The organism is Neomicrococcus lactis (assembly GCF_014200305.1).
In the GTDB taxonomy this organism is placed as follows: domain Bacteria; phylum Actinomycetota; class Actinomycetes; order Actinomycetales; family Micrococcaceae; genus Neomicrococcus; species Neomicrococcus lactis.
Genome location: NZ_JACHBL010000001.1, coordinates 2,451,636 through 2,468,337, shown reverse-complemented (window position 1 = coordinate 2,468,337; position 16,702 = coordinate 2,451,636). Strand labels below are relative to the sequence as shown.

Below are 16,702 nucleotides of genomic sequence, written 5' to 3'. Positions count from 1 at the left end.
ATATGTCATGAGACTCGGAGCGCTAGGCGTGAAACAAATCGCTATTGATCACGCATGCATACCCGAGCCACAGGACATGGCGCGGAAATTCGACGGCTATAGAAAAACCACGCCGCGAATAGTTTTAGATGGTCAGGTTGGCTTAGATAGAGGAAGTAACGCTCGACCGCAGCCTGTCGACCAAATCCCGCAAGCGGCGAAGCTCTTCGGTGATTGCCAAGTCAGCTAGAACTTCAGCCTTCCTCGCCGGCTCTAGCTCGGACAGCAAGCTCTTAGCCTCTTCCAAATATGAATTCGGTTCCGGCGTGGAAGCAGCAACGAGAGTTGAAGTCATTTCTTTTAGTTCGCGCAGGGCGCCATTGTGATAGAGCTAACAACTGACGTCGGGGAATTTTTGGCCGATTCCAATAGTGATCACGAGCGGATAGAAGCCGTGAATCTCAGGGAATTTGATCCGTCCTTAGTAACCAGTTCCGTCAAGCCCACACGGCCGCTGACTCCTATCTAAAGATTGCCGTCAAAAGACGCCGCAGTAATGCGATCTCGGTGGCACTTTTTGACGTCAATGTGGTATGAGGATAGCCGCGAGCGTCCCAAGATGGTCCATATTGACGTCAAAATAGCAGTTAGGCCAGTTGCTAGCGCTCCATAGTGGCGCACATTGACGTCAAAGTAGTGGTGAGGCCAGTTCCGAACGCGCATTAGTGGCGCACATTGACGTCGAAGAGGATTTCATAGGGGGGGTCTCTTTCCGAAAACGCCGATTCCGAGTAACGTCTCTCAAAGACGTCCCATTGAATGGACTTTTGCAACAGACCGCATCATTTAGCAGGGACGCGCTCGTGTCCACTAAGCGAACAGCAAATTGACCATCCGACGAACACCTAGCGAACAAACTCTGCGTTCAAACTCGGCTCAAACTTGGCATACAGCCAGGCAACCCAGCGAAAGGCATCACCGTTGAGCACTCTGATTAACACGGCCATCGTGGAAGGCATTGGCGTCCTCACGCTGAATCGCCCCGAAAAGCTCAACGCGCTGAACCTGGAAATGATCAAGGCCATCGCCGAAGTCCTCGACGAGTGGGCCAACCACCCCGAGGTCAAACTCCTTCTTCTCCAAGGCGCCGGCGACCGCGGTTTCTGCGCGGGTGGCGACGTACGTTCCTTCTACGATTCCCTCACGAAGGGCGCCGCTGACCAGATGCTCGGGTTCTTGAGCGCTGAATACAACGTGAACCGCACCATCGCCAACTTCCCCAAGCCCGTCATCGCGTACATGGACGGCATGTGCATGGGCGGCGGCGTGGGATTGGCGGGCCACGCAAACATTCGTATCGTCACGGAGCGCTCGAAAGTCGCGATGCCCGAGACGCGCATTGGCCTCACCCCGGACGTCGGCGGCACCCACTTGCTCGGCCACGCGCCGGGCCGCGCCGGTGAGTACCTGGGCCTCACTTCTTCCACGATGGGCCCCGGGGATGCGATTTACGCGGGCTTTGCGGACATGATGATTTCTTCCGAGAATTACGACGACGTCATCTCCACTCTCCCGGATCTCTCCGGCCTCCCCGCCGCCGATTTGTTGGCCGCTCTAGAAGTCATGTTTGGCTCCTCGCCCACCGCCGCTGCGAAGACCGGTAAGGCTCTCCCCGAAGTTCTCGAGGCAAACCAGCAGTGGATTGATCGCGCTTTCAGCCAAGATGACGTCGAGAGCATCATGGCGGCCCTCGAAGACATGCCAGGCGAAGGTCCTCGAGCGGCACTCGAGGAAATGAAGACGCATTCGTACTTGAGCCAAGAGTGCGCCCTCAAATGCATCCGCGCAGCGCGGGATGGAAACAACTTGTCGCAAGCCCTCGAGCGCGAATACAACATGGTCAAGTACGTGATTTCCTTCCCGGACTTCACCGAAGGCGTACGCGCGCAGCTCGTTGATAAGGATCGCAACCCGCAGTGGACGGTCAAGGGACCTGAAGACCTCAACCTTGCAGAGATTGAGCGAGTCGCTCACGACGTACCTGACGTCGCCTAAAGACGCCCGAAACTCCGCAAAGAACACTGCACGCATGGCCAATTCATCGTCCGGCGACTCCGTCCTTGATCGTCTGGTCCGCATCTTGGGCGCTTTCAACTCGCAACAACAAGCACTCACAGTGAGCTCTCTTGCGCGCCGCGCCGACGTCCCACGTGCCACCGCATACCGGCTGGTGGACTCCATGGTGAACCATGGTTTGCTCGAGCGTCGCGAAAACGGTGAGATCGCCGTGGGCCTGGGGCTGTGGGAAATCGTGAACCGCTCTGCGAGCGCGAATGACCTCAAGACCATCGCCATGCCGTACATGGAAGACGTCAACCAAGTGGTGCAGCACAGCACGCAGCTCTCCATCCTGGTGGATGACGAAGTCCTCGTGCTTGAACGCCTCTCCCGCCCGGGCCACGCAGTGAACTCCGCGAGCATAGCCGCGCGCATGCCACTGCACCGCACCTCGATGGGTATGGTGCTGCTCGCGTTCTCCGCGCCTAACGTCGCCGAACAGTTCATGAAGCGTCACGCGGAGGAGATCGAGGAGTTCCACAAGGACTTCCGCCGCTCCCTCGACCACATTCGCCGCAACGGCTACGCCACCTTTGACGGATTCATCGACGAAGAAACCACGGGCGCCGCCGTCCCCATCTTGGACTACAAGAACCGCGCCGTTGCCGCGATGGGCATCGTGGTGCCACGCGATTCCAATCAGCTCCCCACCGCAATCGCGGCCTTACGGACGGCAGCCCGCGGCATCGGCCGAGCCCTAGCGAGCGTGCCCGACGAAGGTGAGCTGCGGCGTCGTACTCAGTGAAAATCCCAACTGTTCACGAACGCAACAAATCTCATTCAATGGGACACCCGTGGCGTATGCCACAAGCGAAACCGCACACTTGAACCAACGGCTCCCCCGCGCTTGCGGCGAGGGCTGATGGAAGCACGGAAAGGTTGCGCTCTTGAGTGAAGGCACGACGACGAAGTCGCGCGTAGTCATTGTCGGCGGGGGTCCCGCTGGTCTGATGCTGTCCCACTTGTTGGCACAGCGCGGCATTGACAACGTAGTGATCGAAAAGCGCGATCACGACACTATTTATAACACCCACCGCGCCGGCATCTTGGAACAGCAGGCTGTCAAGATGCTCACCGATACCGGCATTGACGGCCGCGTTCTCACGGTCGGCGACGAGCATGACGGCATTGATCTGCGCTTCAACGGCGAATCCCACTTGCTACACTTCCCTGATCTCGTAGATGCAACGGTGACGCTCTATGCGCAGAACGAAGTGTTCTTCGACCTCGCCGCGGCTCGCAAGCGCGACGGCGGCGACGTTCGCTACGAATGTGACGTCACCGAAGTGCTGGACGTGGAAAGCGATCACCCCGGCGTCCGCTACCAGGACAAGGACGGCGTGACGCACGAAGTCCGCGGAGACTTCTTGGTGGCAGCTGACGGCTCGCGCTCGTTCTGCCGCCGCCAAGTGCCGGAAGGCAGGTATAGCGAATTCACGATGCACTACCCGTTTGCTTGGTTCGGCATCTTGTGTGAGGCTCCAAAATCAGCGCCAGAGCTCATCTACGCGAACTCGGAGCACGGCTTCGCCCTCATCTCGCAGCGTTCCGAAACCGTCCAGCGCATGTACTTCCAGTGCGATCCCGAAGAGAACGTGGACAACTGGAGCGAGGACCGCATTTGGTCCGAACTACAGCGCCGCGTGGACGGACCGGACGGCTTCCAGCTCAAGACCGGCCCGATCTTCGACAAGACGGTTCTTCAGTTCCGCTCCTTCGTCCGCGAACCACTGCGCTACGGCAACATGTTCCTGGTGGGCGACGCCGGACACACCGTCCCGCCGACCGGAGCCAAGGGCCTGAACCTGGCGTTTGCCGACGTCAAGGTGCTGTTCGAGGCTTTGGATACCTTCTACGGATCCGGAAGCGCCAAGAACGTTGGCCTCCTGGACGCCTACTCTGACACCGCGCTCAAGCGCGTGTGGAAGGCTCAGAACTTCTCCTACTGGATGACGTCCATGATGCACACGCGCAATGACATCACCCCGTTCGAAAAGAAGCGCGCGCTCGGCGAGCTGGAAACCATCACGGGTTCCCGCTACGGCCGCCAATACTTGGCTGAGTCCTACACGGGCTGGCCGCACGGATCCACGAGCTAATCAACTACCAACAACCAACCTGCACCCCCGAAAGGAGAAGCCTGTGAGCGCTCAAGAAACGCCTCAAGAAGAGTCTTTCGAAAACAGCCACGTGCTTGACCCCGCAGCTACGGCTGACTCGCAAGAGCAAATTGACCAGGAGATGGCAGACCTTCACGGCGAATACCGAGCCAAGGTCGAATCCGGTGAGGCCAAGGAAGAGACGCAGCCGCGCATCAACTTCGCGCCATACCGCTCTTCTTTGCTCCGCCACCCCACCAAGGATCTGCACCACGCTGACCCGGAGACCATCGAGTTGTGGTCCCCAGCCTTCGGTGAGCGCGATGTCCACATCTTGGAATCTGACCTGACCATCCAGCACAACGGCGAGCCTATTGGCGAGCGCATCGTGGTGCAGGGACGCGTCCTCGATGGCGACGGCCGCCCGGTTGTTGGTCAGCTCATTGAGGTGTGGCAGGCGAATGCGGCAGGCCGCTACGTGCACAAGCGCGATCAGCACCCAGCCCCGATTGACCCGAACTTCACCGGCGTTGGCCGTGCGATCACAGGCCCTAACGGCGAATACAAGTTCACCACCATCAAGCCGGCTCCATACCCGTGGAAGAATCACCACAACGCATGGCGTCCAGCGCACATTCACTTCTCGCTCTTCGGCACGGACTTCACGCAGCGCATGATCACCCAGATGTACTTCCCGGGCGATCCACTGTTCAGCTTGGATCCGATCTACCAGTCCATTACTGATCAGAAGGCCCGTGACCGCCTCGTCGCGAAGTACGACCACTCGGTCACCTCGCACGAATGGAACACGGGTTACTCGTGGGACATCGTGCTCACGGGTAGCAACCGCACCTGGATGGAAACCGGAGAGGACGAACACTAAATGGCACAGGCACCAGACCTCAAGCTTGTCCCCACGCCGGGACAGACTATTGGCCCGTTCTACGGCTTCGCTCTTCCATTCAAGGATGGCCACAAGCTTGTAGACCGCGCACACCCAGGCTCCATCCGCTTGCACGGCACCGTGTATGACGGAAATGGCGTTCCGGTTCCGGACTCCATGCTGGAAATCTGGCAGGCTGACGAAAACGGTCAGATCCCGCAGAAGGACGGCTCGCTGATCCGCGACGGTTTCACTTTCACCGGCTGGGGCCGCGTGGCAGTGGACAACGTTGGCCACTACACGTTCCAGACCGTGAACCCAGGCGCGACGGATGAGGGCAAGGCCCCGTTCATCATGCTGGTGGTCTTCGCACGTGGTTTGCTGAACCGCTTGTTCACCCGCATTTACTTGCCGGAGGACACGGCAGCTCTCGAGAATGACTGGCTCTTGAAGTCTCTTCCTGAGGATCGCCGCAATTCGTTGATCGCAACCCGTGAAGAGAATGGCGACCTTCGCTTCGACATTCACTTGCAGGGCGAGAACGAAACGGTCTTCTTGCAGTACCCACGCAACGGCGAATAATCGCTACATAAATGAACTCGGGGCACGCGGTTTTTACCGCGGGCCCCGGCTTCATGTCTGACTAGTACAACTTCCTACCCGATAGGCTCATTGCATGACTTTCTCGGCCGATTACGGTTTGCTTTCACCCTCGTGGGCCGGCACCGCAGTAGCTCACGCCACGAGCGACGGCGCTTTCACCCAGGCGATGTTGGACGTCGAGGCCGCATGGGTCTCCGTTCTCGCCGGCGCCGGAATCACCAGCACCGAAGATGAAGAAGCAGTCCTCACCGCCGCGAACGTTGAGCTCTACGATCTCGAAGATTTGGCCCGTCGCGGCCAGGATGGCGCCAACGCGCTCATTCCATTGCTGGGCGATCTGCGCGGCGAAATCGCCAAGAACTTTGACGGCACGTCCGTGGTCCACAAGGGCGCCACCAGCCAGGACATCATCGACACCGCGCTCATGCTCTTGGCCGCCCGCTCCGGCGCCATCATCCTCGCGGACCTTATGCGCGCCGCCGACGGCCTGAACGCGCTCGCCACTGCGCATCGCCGCCAATTGTGCGTGGCACGCTCACTCACTCAGCACGCACTCCCCACCACGTTCGGCTTGCGCGCCGCGAACTGGCTCAGCGGTCTCATCGAGGCCGGCCAGCGCTTGCAGGCGGCTCTCGAATCCCTTCCGCTCCAGTGGGGTGGCGCCGTGGGTACGCTCGCTTCCTTGACGGATTCATTCCTACGCCATGACGACGACGCAGCTCTCCCAGGTGCCGAGGCTGCGGCCCATTACGGGGCAGACGCTGCCGAAGTTGCGGCTACCGTCCGCGGTCTCGTGGCCGAGCTGGCGACGAGCTTGGGTCTTCGCACCGCCATCCCGTGGCACACCAACCGTCTCCCCATCACGCAGCTGGCGGCCGCCTTAGGCGATGTCATCGCCGCGTGTGGTCACGTAGCCAACGACGTCTTGATGCTCTCTCGCCCCGAGATCGGCGAGGTCTCTGAACCCCATGCCGCTGGCAAGGGCGGTTCGTCCGCGATGCCGCAGAAGCAGAACCCCGTGCTCTCGGTACTCATCCGCTCCGCTGCTTTGGCCGCGCCTCAGCATGTGGGGCAGTTGTACTTGTCCGCCGGCACCGCCGATGACGAGCGTCCCGACGGTTCATGGCACGCCGAGTGGTCCTCGCTTCGCGAGCTCATTCGTTTGGCCGGTGGCTCCGTGGACAAGCTCGCGCAGCTCTCGAACGGACTCGAAGTGCACCCACGTGCGATGTACCGCAACGCAGCGCTCTCGGGCGACCTGCTGGTCTCGGAACGCGTGATGTCTCGCTTGTCCTCCATCATCGAGGGCGGCAAGAAGCGCATCCAGGAATTGGTGCGTCAGTCCATCACCGAGCACCGTCCGTTGAGCGAACTCTTGCGCGAGGCTATTCCGGCTGAGCGTTTCTCCACCGAAGAACTTCACCGAATTTTTGATCCCGCGAACTACTTGGGACAAGCCGACTCGTTGATCGACAGCGTTTCTGATCGACTCGCAGAATGGAAGGAATCATGAGCCAGCCTCAACTTGTCGCTACTTTGCTGAGCGCAACCACCAGTGAGAAGACCTCGACCGCGAAAGAGGACAACTTCGCCGTCGTAGTCCCGCAAAACGAGGCACGGAAGCCCGTACTGATTGTGGGTCCGTCCCTCGGAACCGGAGTCAAGGCCCTCTGGGGTCCTGCTATTCCAGCGCTGGCACCGCACTTCACCGTGGTGGGCTGGGATCTCCCAGGCCACGGCGACGGCACCCCCGTCACCGAAGGCTTCAGCATTGAGGAACTCGCGGCAGCCGTGAAGACGCTCGTCGAAAAGCTCCAAGCAGAGCACGAGCTCGACGCTTCCCAGGGTCTCTACTACGCAGGCGTTTCCGTCGGCGGTGCCACGGGTTACCAGCTCGGCATCTCCTTCCCAGGATTCTTCAACGGCATCGCACCCATCTGCACCGCCGCGAAGATCGGCACTCCTGAAGCGTGGAACGAGCGCGCTGACTTGGTCGAGAAGGCCGGCACGCCCACCATGGTGGTTGGTTCTGCCCAGCGCTGGTTCGCACCGGGATTCATTGAGAAGAACCCCACCGTCTCCACGGATCTGCTCCACACGCTCCAAGACGCCGACCGCGTCTCCTATGCCTTCGTCTCCCGCGCTCTTGCCGGCTATGACGTGCGCGAGCAGCTGGGCCGCATCTCGGATCCGCTCATCGCCATCGCCGGCCGCCACGACGCCGTGTGCCCACCGTCTGACGCCGAGTTCGCCGCGAGCCAAGTCCAGCAGGGCCACTCGGCCGTCGTCGAATCCGCCGCTCACTTGGCTCCCGCCGAAGATCCCGAGGCAACGTCCCAGTTGCTGATCGACTTCTTCCTCGGCGAGCAGGCCGACGCTAACTCGGACGCCGCCGCACCGGCCGCCGATGCTGCCGCTGGATCCGCTGACTCCGCTGTCTCCGAGGCAACCGTCGCGGACTCAGCCGTGGGAACCATGGGCGTCGCAGCTGCCGCTGCTGGGGCCGCCGCTTCCGAGGGTGCTGCGGCTTCCGAGGGAGCCTCGGCTTCCGGCCGCCTTCCGGGCGATACGTACGACGCCGGCATGGTGGTTCGTCGCGAAGTCTTGGGCAACGAGCACGTGGACCGCGCGTCTGCGTCCTCGAATGCCTTCACGGACGAGTTCCAAGAGATGATCACCCGCTACGCGTGGGGCACCATCTGGACCCGCCCAGGCCTAACCCGCGTCACCCGTTCGGCCGTCACGCTGACCGCCATGATCGCCGGTGGCTACTGGGAAGAGCTCGAAATGCACGTGCACGCTGCCCTGCGCAACGGCATGACGCCCGACGAGATCAAGGAAGTCTTCTTGCAGACGGCCATCTACTGCTCGGTTCCTGCCGCCAACGTAGCATTCAAGATCGGTAAGAAGGTCCTCGAAGAGTACGAAGGTTAATCTTCACCCGGGTCGCGCGATCTTGACGTCGAAAGAGTCCAGCTTCAGAGCAATTCGCTGGTTCCAAATGACGTCAATGTGAGCACAGACGGGATACACACAGCAATGGCTGCCTCAATCCCCAGTACGGGAGCGAGGCAGCCATTGCTGTTTGAGAGTTGGACGCTACGTCTTTGATGGACGCTACGCGATAGCTGAACTTAGCTAGTTCGCGAAGGTGTCCAAGAGCGTGTGGTTAGCGCTCCAGAAACCCACTGCTTCGCCGCCGTTGTTGAGGATGGCGACGGATTCACCGTTGAAGTACTTGGTGTCCGTGTTGGTGCCCGGACCGGTGAACACCTGCAATGAGGCGCCAGGTTCAATGACGTAGCCCTCGCCGATGTGCAGCAGGTTGTTCGCGGCATCGCGCACATAGTAGCCGGAGACATCCACCCTAGTTTTTCCGGTGTTGGTGATGATGATGTGTTCGCCCTTTTCAGGCTGAATGTCATTGCCGGGAACGTCATTGACGGAGTCCGTGACGACCAAGCCCCTGCTAGCAGGGAACGGCTTCACACCATCGAGGTAGCGCTCGAACTGAATGGGGTAATCGCCCGTGATGCGCTGGACGCCCATCGCCGCGGACTCTTCCATCGCGTCCGTGTCATTGACCGTGTAGACACCAATTTCAAGTCCAGCCGCCTTCACGCGGTCAACGCCAGCCTGATCGAGCGTGCGGTAGCTAGTTCCCACCGAGTCAGCAAAGGTGGCGATCTGCGCCAAGGTTGCGGAATCAGGAACGGTCGAGGACAGCTGCTGCAGCGGAATCTCCGGAGCGAGCTCAGCGAAGCGCATGTTGGATTCCGGATCAAAGCTGAGGATCTCCACCTTGCCGGCTTCAACGAGCTTAATCCACGCAGGGTCGTTGTGGAGCGCGTCAGCCACAACCTTCTCCACGCCAGGAGAGTTCTTTGGCGACTTGATCTCCATGAACACACCGGTGTTCTTGGTGGCTACACGAGCGATGTCGTTGAAGTGTGGGATCTTCTCCCCCGCGAACTTCTCAGAGAAGTAGGATCCTGCATCGAGCTGCTGGAGCTCGGCCCACGTGAAGGAGGTAATCGGGTCATTTTCGCGGCCCGGGAACACCTCTTCCACATTGGTGGTGCGCTTGGGGGTGTCATCGTGGAACAAGAACGGCACACCATCGGCGGAAAGCTGCACGTCGGCTTCAATAAAGTCCGCGCCAGAAGTGCGGCCGTCCTTGAACGCGGCAACGGTGTTCTCAGGCGCGGTGCCAGCGGCGCCGCGGTGGCCAATCACCACAGGCTGCTCAGACTCAGGAGTTCCAAATAAGGAGTCAGTCGCAAAGGCAGCCGGCGCCGCGAAAGCACCAACCGAGAGAGCACCTGCGGTGATGGCGGTGGTTAGAGCAAGCGAGAATCGCTTTTTCATTTCTTCCTTTCACATGGATTGGGGTGGCCCAACCATCGTGAAAGGCTGACGTGGACGTTTTGCGAAATCTAAATGAACTCGCTCTAAACATCACTTGCGAGCTGCGGTCTTCCCTTCGGGCCGTGCACCAGAACCTGAAACTACTAGGGTCGCTCCATCGGTCGCCTTTTCACGCGTGTCATCGCGTGGTGGCTGAGGAACCACCTTGCCGTTGCGGCTCGCAACCGACGGCATCTCGTTGGTCTGCGGGTTAACGTAAGCGGCGTCGTCGTCCTCCGCGTTCATTGGTTCCAAGTAACCGAGGGCAGCGAACTCACCGAAATGGTCCGCGTCTGCCTCTTCCCAATCCGCAGCCCAACCTCGCGGTGGCTCCACGAGGAGCTCGCCCGGACGCAACCAGTTGTAGATGGAAGCGTAGGACTTGGTGGTCAAATGGTCCGTGCGGCGGCGCAACATGCGGGTGTTGAGGTGCTTGATATCGGTAACACCCATGGACGCGATAATCTGCTCCGCCTCGGCCACCGTGAGCTTTTGGTAGTTGTGCACGCGGTTGCCCTTGTCAGTGACATCGAGCGCGCGCATGAGGCGCGGATCCTGCGTGGCAACACCCACAGGGCATTCGTTGGTGTGGCACTTCTGAGCCTGGATGCAGCCGGTGGCCATCATCATGGCGCGAGCGCTCATGGTGAAGTCGGCGCCCTGGATGAGTCGCTTGACGATGTCAGAACCGGTGGCCACCTTGCCAGCGGCACCCAAACGGATGCGATCGCGCAGACCAGCGCCCACCAGAGCGTTGTGCACCAGCATGAGGCCCTCGGTCAAAGGAGTGCCCATGTGGTCTTCGTATTCGAGAGGCGCCGCGCCGGTGCCGCCTTCGGAGCCGTCAATGATGATGTAGTCCGGCGTGATTCCGGTTTCCAGCATGGCCTTGACCATTGCCAACACATCCGTGCGGGAACCCACGCAGAACTTGTAGCCGATCGGCTTGCCCTGAGCGAGCTTGCGCAAGCGGCCTACGAACTCCATGAGTTCGCGCGGCGTGCGGAAGGAGGAGTGGGAGGCTGGGGAAATGCAGTCGATGCCGATTGGCACTTCACGCGCTTCTGCGATCTCCGCGGTCACTTTCTTGCCCGGCAGCACGCCGCCGAGACCCGGCTTAGCGCCCTGCGAGAGTTTGAGCGTGACGGCCTTGACCTGCGGGTATGCGGCCTTCTCGGCGAAGCTCTCCGGATTGAACGTGCCGTCGTCATTGCGGCAGCCAAAGTAGCCGGAACCGATTTCCCAGAACAGGTCCGCGCCGTGCTCCAAGTGGTATTTCGTGAGTCCACCTTCACCGGTCTCATGAACAAACCCGCCCATCGCGGCGCCCTTGTTCATCGCGAGCACGGCATTCTTGGACAAGGAACCGAAGCTCATCGAGGAGATGTTCATGAGCGCCACACCGTAGGGCTGTGTGCAGTCTGGTCCGCCGATCATGACCTTGCGTGGCTTCTCGAGAGGGCTCACGGGTGCCGTGGAGTGCAGCAAGAACTCGTAGCCCTCTTGGTTCACATCGCGCTCGGTGCCGAACGCCTTGTGGCTGTCCTGACCTTTGGCGCGCGCGTAGATGAGTGAGCGGGTATCGCGGTCGAAGGGCCGGCCGTCGAAGTTGCGCTCAATGAAGTACTGCTGGATTTCAGGGCGAATCGATTCCAGCAAAAAGCGCATGCGGCCCAGCACGGGGAAGTTGCGAAGAATTGCATGCTTAGTTTGCAAGGAATCGTAGATCGCGAGTCCAAACAGTGCGATCATGACGACAGCTAGCACTAGCCAACCGGTGGAGCCGAAGGCGGCCGCCACAATCGTCGCGAAACCAAGGGTTGCCAACAGGATCAAGATCAAAAAACGGACCATGTACTGAAGCGTAGTGTCAAAAAGTCTGCAATTCCGAACATAAACAGGTTGAAGGCGCTCAAACTTGCTCTTGAAAGGGGCATGGGGATGAAAAAATCAGCTTTTCTGGCTTCGACGGTTGCACTCAGCATGGTGACGTTAATGCTCGCGGGTTGTGGCGCGCGCAATGATCCGTTGCCGCAAGAGTCCTCCTCGGCTTTCGTCACGGTCCAACCAAGCGGCACTCCTTCAACCGCCTCGGCGACAGCAATTCACACCACTGTGGCCAGTACGACGGCGACCGCCCCGGCTCCGGTGACATCTACCGCGCCGCCGTCGGTTGCGTCGAGCACACGGGCCACCGCCCCACCAAGCGTGAAACCGAGCCGCACGAGTGCAGCACGCCAGAAGAGCGTTCGCGGTCTCGAGATCTATAGGGTGGGTGAAGCGGTCGAGTTCCTTGATGGATCCAGCGGAACGGAGCAGGTCAAGGCGTCGTTCACGATCTCGTCCATCCAGCGAAGCACCACGTGTCCGTCCAACACCAGCATCAAGCCGGTCAACGGACAGTTCATCATTTTGGGCATTTCCGGTTGGAACCAGTTCTCGGAACAGACCAGCCCTCAGCCCATCTGGGTGCATCAAGGAACATGGCTCTTCTATCCTGGCGGCGGAACCAAGGCTGCCCTGCCTGCGGAAGATACGCCCTTCCCCAGCCCCTGCATGCGAAACCAGCAGGTTTCTGAATTCCCCGCCGGACAGATACCGGCGAGCAAGCCGGTTCGCGGCGTCGTCGTGCTGGATGTCGCCCGAGGTTCCGGCAACCTCACCTACGCGGATCTCGGTGTGGAAACCGTGGAATATCGCGTGCCGTAAGCCCGGCGAGCGAAGGGGCTATTCGCCCGAGCGCAGCGGCGACGGCAAGTATTTGCCAAGGTGCGAGTCAGCCCACGAATGAGGGGCTGGCTTGCGCGCAGACGGCAATGCTGTTTGCTCGCGCCACGAGTGCAAGAACTCGGGAAGCACCAAGTCAGCAGGAACTTCAACGCCCATCGCTTCGAAGATCTCGTCCATCTCCACGGGACCGTTTTTGCTGATGATGCGGGTTGCCATGAAGGCGCGAACGTAGAGTTCGCCGTCGGAGACGAAGCGCTGCTCGAAGTAGATGCATTTCTCATCTACGCCGATGATCCTGGTCTCGAGCGTGAACTTTTGGTGTAAGCGAATGGACTTGCGGAACGTGATGGTTTCGGCCTGGACTACGGGCGTCCAGCCCTTGTCGCGCATCACATCCCAGCCGCCGGAGCGAACCATGAGGTCGAAGCGACCGAGGTCGCACAAAGACAAGTACATGCCGTTGTTCACGATCATCGCGATGTCGATATCCGTCACGAGCGCGCGCAGTGGCAGCGAGGTTTCGTCAAAGACGGAGACCTTGGATCGCTTGCGTGAAGTGATCAGGAGCAAGAGGGTTCGCAAGAGCAAATGCATAGACGCAGAGTATCGAGTAGTTCCCGATACCCGAAACAGATTGACAAATCTCAATCACTCATTCACACTTTCAGGTGAAAGAGGAGGTCCCCCATGGCTCCGCGCGCTCTGCGGCCATTTGCTCACCACGATTACCGAGTGCTGGTCACAGCGTTGATCGCAAGCGTTTTCGGCCAAGGCATGTGGGCCGTGGCCATGGTGTACCAAGTGAAAACTTTGGGCGGCGGACCGGTAGAACTCTCCGTTGTCGCGACCGCCACGAGCCTCGGCATTGTGCTGCTCGTGCTCGCGGGCGGCATCGCCGCCGACCGGCTCTCGAAGCGAAAGATCATCATAGCGGTGGAATTCGCCTCGCTCCTGGTGATGGCCACCGTTTCCACACTCGCGCTCACGGGAACAATTGCCATTTGGCACCTCGCGATCGCCGGCTTCATTCACGGCGCCGGTGCCGCATTCTTCTTCCCTTCGTATTCGGCGCTGCTCCCCAAAATGCTTCCGCCCGAGGATTTGCTCGCGGCCAACGGCATGGAGGGCACGTTCCGTCCCGTCTTGCAGCAGGCCGCTGGTCCAGCCGTAGCTGGCATGATTGTGGCCGCCTATTCGCCCGCGATTGCGGTGGCCGGCATTGTGATCTGCCATCTGATCGCGGTCATCATCTTGTTCCAGCTCCCCCACAAGGCTGAGTACGACGCCCACCTCGCGGCCAACGAAACACGCCCTTCCGTCCTCGAGGACCTCAAGGAAGGCGTGAACTACACGGTCAAGACGCCGTGGCTGCTCTGGACGTTGCTCTTCGCGGTCATATCGGTGCTGTCGATGATGGGGCCTATCGAGGTGCTCTTGCCGTTCGTGGTGACGGATCAGCTCCTCGGCGACGCCTCGATGTTCGGTTTCCTTTTGGCGTCTTACGGCATCGGCGCGGCGATCGGTTCACTCGGCACCGCGTCCCTGCGCTTGCCTCGCCGCTACCTCACGCTCATGCTCGCAGTGTGGGGATTCGGCTCCCTGCCGCTGGCCGCCGTGGGCTACATCTATCAGTTCTGGATCATGTCCGCACTGTTCGTTGTGCTGGGAATCACAGGCGGAATTGGCCAGGTCATTTGGGGAACGCTTTTGCAGCGCCGCGTTCCGCCGCACATGATGGGCCGCGTTTCGAGCCTGGACTTCTTCGTTTCGCTCGCACTCTTGCCAGTCTCCATGGCGCTTGCGGGCCCGCTCTCCCATGTCATTCCTATTCCGGTCATTTTCATTATTGCCGGGGTGGTTTCCCCTGTAATTGCGGTGATCGCTTGGCTTGCGGGCAAAATGTACGACGACGAAATTCGCCACCCACTCAACGACGCCCCACCGGAGAGTGACGAGCGCGAAGACACCGTGATTGGTCACGGCGGCGTGGGCGTGACTCTTGGCGCCGACGCCACAGCAGTCACGGGCGCATCCGATCTGGCTTCGACCCATGATCTAAAGGGCACCTACCAAGAAAAACGGTGAAAAAATAGCAATCTTTCTGGCCAAAAGGAAGCATTAAGGGCCCTTTCTTGGCATAGTGTCAGGCATGTCTGATACAAATTTTCAGCTCCTCGCGGTAGGACTGTACTTCGCAGCCATGCTTGGCATTGGCTACTACGCTTACCGCAAAACCAGCAACCTTGACGACTACATGTTGGCGGGGCGAGACCTCAAGCCTGGCGTTGCGGCTATCTCCGCCGGCGCTTCGGATATGTCCGGCTGGCTGCTCATGGGCCTCCCCGGCGCTATCTACCTGGCGGGCCTTGTAGAAGGTTGGATCGCAATCGGTCTGACCATCGGCGCGTGGCTCAACTGGAAGTTCGTAGCACCGCGCTTGCGCTCCTACACGGAGATTTCCAACAACTCCATTACCGTCCCGAGCTTCCTCGAGAACCGCTTCAAAGACTCCACTCGCGTGCTACGCATCATCGCAGGCGTCATCATTTTGGTGTTCTTTACCTTCTACGTATCTTCCGGCATGGTGGCTGGCGGCAAGTTCTTTGAGTCCACCTTCAGTGCTCCGTACTTCTGGGGCATGGTGCTGGTTTCTGGCATCACCCTTCTCTACACCTTGTTTGGCGGCTTCTTGGGCGCATCGCTGACTGACGTGGCTCAGGGCCTGTTGATGCTGGCCGCTCTTGTTGCCGTTCCGGTGGTCGCTGTCATCTCCATGGGTGGCGTAGGCGAAGTCATCAACAACATCAACCTTGCCGATGCAGCCGCAAACGCCGCTGACCCCAGCAGGGAACTGCACCGCACGTCACTACTCTTCGGCGGCACCGCTCTTGGCATCATCTCTGCTTGCGCTTGGGGCTTGGGCTACTTCGGCCAGCCGCACATCATCGTTCGTTTCATGGCCCTTCGCTCACCTGCGGACGCCAAGGCCGGACGCCGCATCGGTATTGCCTGGATGGTTCTGACCGCCGTTGGCGCCATTGCCACCGCGCTCATTGGTGTCGCGTGGTTCCACAAGTACCCAGAGACTCTGGAAGATCCAGAGACGGTGTTCTTGCGCATGTCCCAGATCCTCTTCCACCCCTTCGTGGCAGGCCTGGTACTCGCCGCTGTTCTTGCAGCCATCATGTCCACCATCGCTTCGCAGCTGATCGTCTGCTCTTCGGCGCTTGTGGAGGACCTCTACGGCATCATGGGACGCAAGTCCTCTGACCGCACCAACGTGATCTTGGGCCGTATTGGCGTGCTGGTCGTGGCAATCATCGCCGGCATTCTGGCGCTTGATCCGTCCTCCAGCATCCTGAAGCTGGTCTCCTTCGCGTGGGCCGGATTCGGTGCAGCCTTTGGACCGGTCATCATTCTCTCGCTCTACTGGAAGAAGTTCACCTCTTGGGGTGCACTGGCAGCCATGGTGAGCGGCGCGATCATCGTGTTCATTTGGGGCACCAATGAGGCGCTCAGCAAGACCCTCTACGAAATCGTCCCCGGCTTCGTCATTGCAACCATCTTCGGTGTGGTGGTTTCCCTTCTGACGCAGAAGCATCATCCGGTTATTGAGCGTGAGTTCAATGAGATGAAACGCCACTCTGCAGGCGGAACCTTTTCCGCTTAAGATCCGCCTAGTCGGAGCGTCTTGAAAGGCACTTGGACATTACATCTCGGGAATGGAAGCTGGTTGAAAGATTCTTCAAGCCGCTTTATTCCCTATTTTGGTGAGTGCCAACTCAAGATCAACTTGCGCGCAAATTTATTAAGTAGTGTAAAATTGTTATATGTCTGGAACGAGACCTACGGTCACTGCCCACAAGGCATGATCACTCGCCCC

The 16,702-nt window shown here is 59.8% G+C and carries 14 protein-coding genes; 10 read left to right on the top strand and 4 right to left on the bottom strand.

All coding sequences use genetic code 11. From position 1 onward, the window contains the following. Positions 1–142: 142 nt before the first annotated feature. The gene (locus tag BKA12_RS11195; protein ID WP_183643851.1) at positions 143–334 is read right to left on the bottom strand and encodes a hypothetical protein; all 192 of its coding nucleotides are present in this window, start codon (positions 332–334) and stop codon (positions 143–145) included. Positions 335–960: 626 nt separating this feature from the next. Here BKA12_RS11195 and BKA12_RS11190 point away from each other — a divergent pair. From BKA12_RS11190 to pcaDC, 7 genes are all read left to right on the top strand, one after another. Continuing rightward, positions 961–2,034: an enoyl-CoA hydratase/isomerase family protein gene (locus BKA12_RS11190; protein ID WP_183643848.1), complete on the top strand. Its 1,074-nt coding sequence runs from the start codon at positions 961–963 to the stop codon at positions 2,032–2,034. Between the two features lie 34 nt (positions 2,035–2,068). Next, positions 2,069–2,842 (top strand): IclR family transcriptional regulator, encoded by a 774-nt coding sequence (locus tag BKA12_RS11185; protein WP_183643845.1) that lies wholly within the window; start codon positions 2,069–2,071, stop codon positions 2,840–2,842. Positions 2,843–2,984: 142 nt separating this feature from the next. Beyond that, complete coding sequence (locus BKA12_RS11180; RefSeq protein ID WP_183643842.1) at positions 2,985–4,196, top strand: 4-hydroxybenzoate 3-monooxygenase; 1,212 nt, start codon at positions 2,985–2,987, stop codon at positions 4,194–4,196. A 43-nt stretch (positions 4,197–4,239) separates the two neighbouring features. Further along, positions 4,240–5,079 (top strand): protocatechuate 3,4-dioxygenase subunit beta, encoded by an 840-nt coding sequence (pcaH, locus tag BKA12_RS11175; RefSeq protein WP_183643839.1) that lies wholly within the window; start codon positions 4,240–4,242, stop codon positions 5,077–5,079. Further along, positions 5,080–5,661 carry a protocatechuate 3,4-dioxygenase subunit alpha gene (pcaG, locus tag BKA12_RS11170; protein WP_183643836.1) on the top strand — a complete coding sequence of 194 codons (582 nt, stop codon included), beginning with the start codon at positions 5,080–5,082 and terminating at the stop codon, positions 5,659–5,661. A 94-nt stretch (positions 5,662–5,755) separates the two neighbouring features. Then, positions 5,756–7,195, top strand: a complete 1,440-nt coding sequence (locus BKA12_RS11165) for a lyase family protein (protein ID WP_183643833.1) — start codon at positions 5,756–5,758, stop codon at positions 7,193–7,195. Then, complete coding sequence (gene pcaDC / locus BKA12_RS12765; protein ID WP_476703744.1) at positions 7,180–8,616, top strand: bifunctional 3-oxoadipate enol-lactonase/4-carboxymuconolactone decarboxylase PcaDC; 1,437 nt, start codon at positions 7,180–7,182, stop codon at positions 8,614–8,616. The genes BKA12_RS11165 and pcaDC overlap by 16 nt, the downstream gene beginning before the upstream one ends. 204 nt (positions 8,617–8,820) lie before the next feature. Here the strand turns inward: pcaDC and BKA12_RS11150 are convergent, their stop codons facing one another. Both BKA12_RS11150 and BKA12_RS11145 read right to left on the bottom strand, forming a co-directional pair. Further along, positions 8,821–10,050 (bottom strand): glycerophosphodiester phosphodiesterase family protein, encoded by a 1,230-nt coding sequence (locus BKA12_RS11150; RefSeq protein WP_183643830.1) that lies wholly within the window; start codon positions 10,048–10,050, stop codon positions 8,821–8,823. A 90-nt stretch (positions 10,051–10,140) separates the two neighbouring features. After that, on the bottom strand, positions 10,141–11,943 hold the full coding sequence (locus tag BKA12_RS11145; RefSeq protein WP_183643828.1) for an FMN-binding glutamate synthase family protein: 1,803 nt from the start codon (positions 11,941–11,943) through the stop codon (positions 10,141–10,143). 87 nt (positions 11,944–12,030) lie between these two features. Between BKA12_RS11145 and BKA12_RS11140 the strand changes: the two genes are divergently transcribed. Next, positions 12,031–12,798 (top strand): hypothetical protein, encoded by a 768-nt coding sequence (locus BKA12_RS11140; RefSeq protein WP_183643826.1) that lies wholly within the window; start codon positions 12,031–12,033, stop codon positions 12,796–12,798. 18 nt (positions 12,799–12,816) lie between these two features. Here BKA12_RS11140 and BKA12_RS11135 read toward each other — a convergent pair whose 3' ends face one another. Then, positions 12,817–13,413: an acyl-CoA thioesterase gene (locus tag BKA12_RS11135; protein WP_183643823.1), complete on the bottom strand. Its 597-nt coding sequence runs from the start codon at positions 13,411–13,413 to the stop codon at positions 12,817–12,819. A 93-nt stretch (positions 13,414–13,506) separates the two neighbouring features. Here BKA12_RS11135 and BKA12_RS11130 point away from each other — a divergent pair, with 93 nt between their 5' ends. Both BKA12_RS11130 and putP read left to right on the top strand, forming a co-directional pair. Further along, the gene (locus BKA12_RS11130; RefSeq protein WP_183643820.1) at positions 13,507–14,904 is read left to right on the top strand and encodes an MFS transporter; all 1,398 of its coding nucleotides are present in this window, start codon (positions 13,507–13,509) and stop codon (positions 14,902–14,904) included. A 64-nt stretch (positions 14,905–14,968) separates the two neighbouring features. Beyond that, on the top strand, positions 14,969–16,489 hold the full coding sequence (putP, locus tag BKA12_RS11125; RefSeq protein WP_183643817.1) for a sodium/proline symporter PutP: 1,521 nt from the start codon (positions 14,969–14,971) through the stop codon (positions 16,487–16,489). The last annotated feature ends 213 nt before the right edge of the window (positions 16,490–16,702 follow it).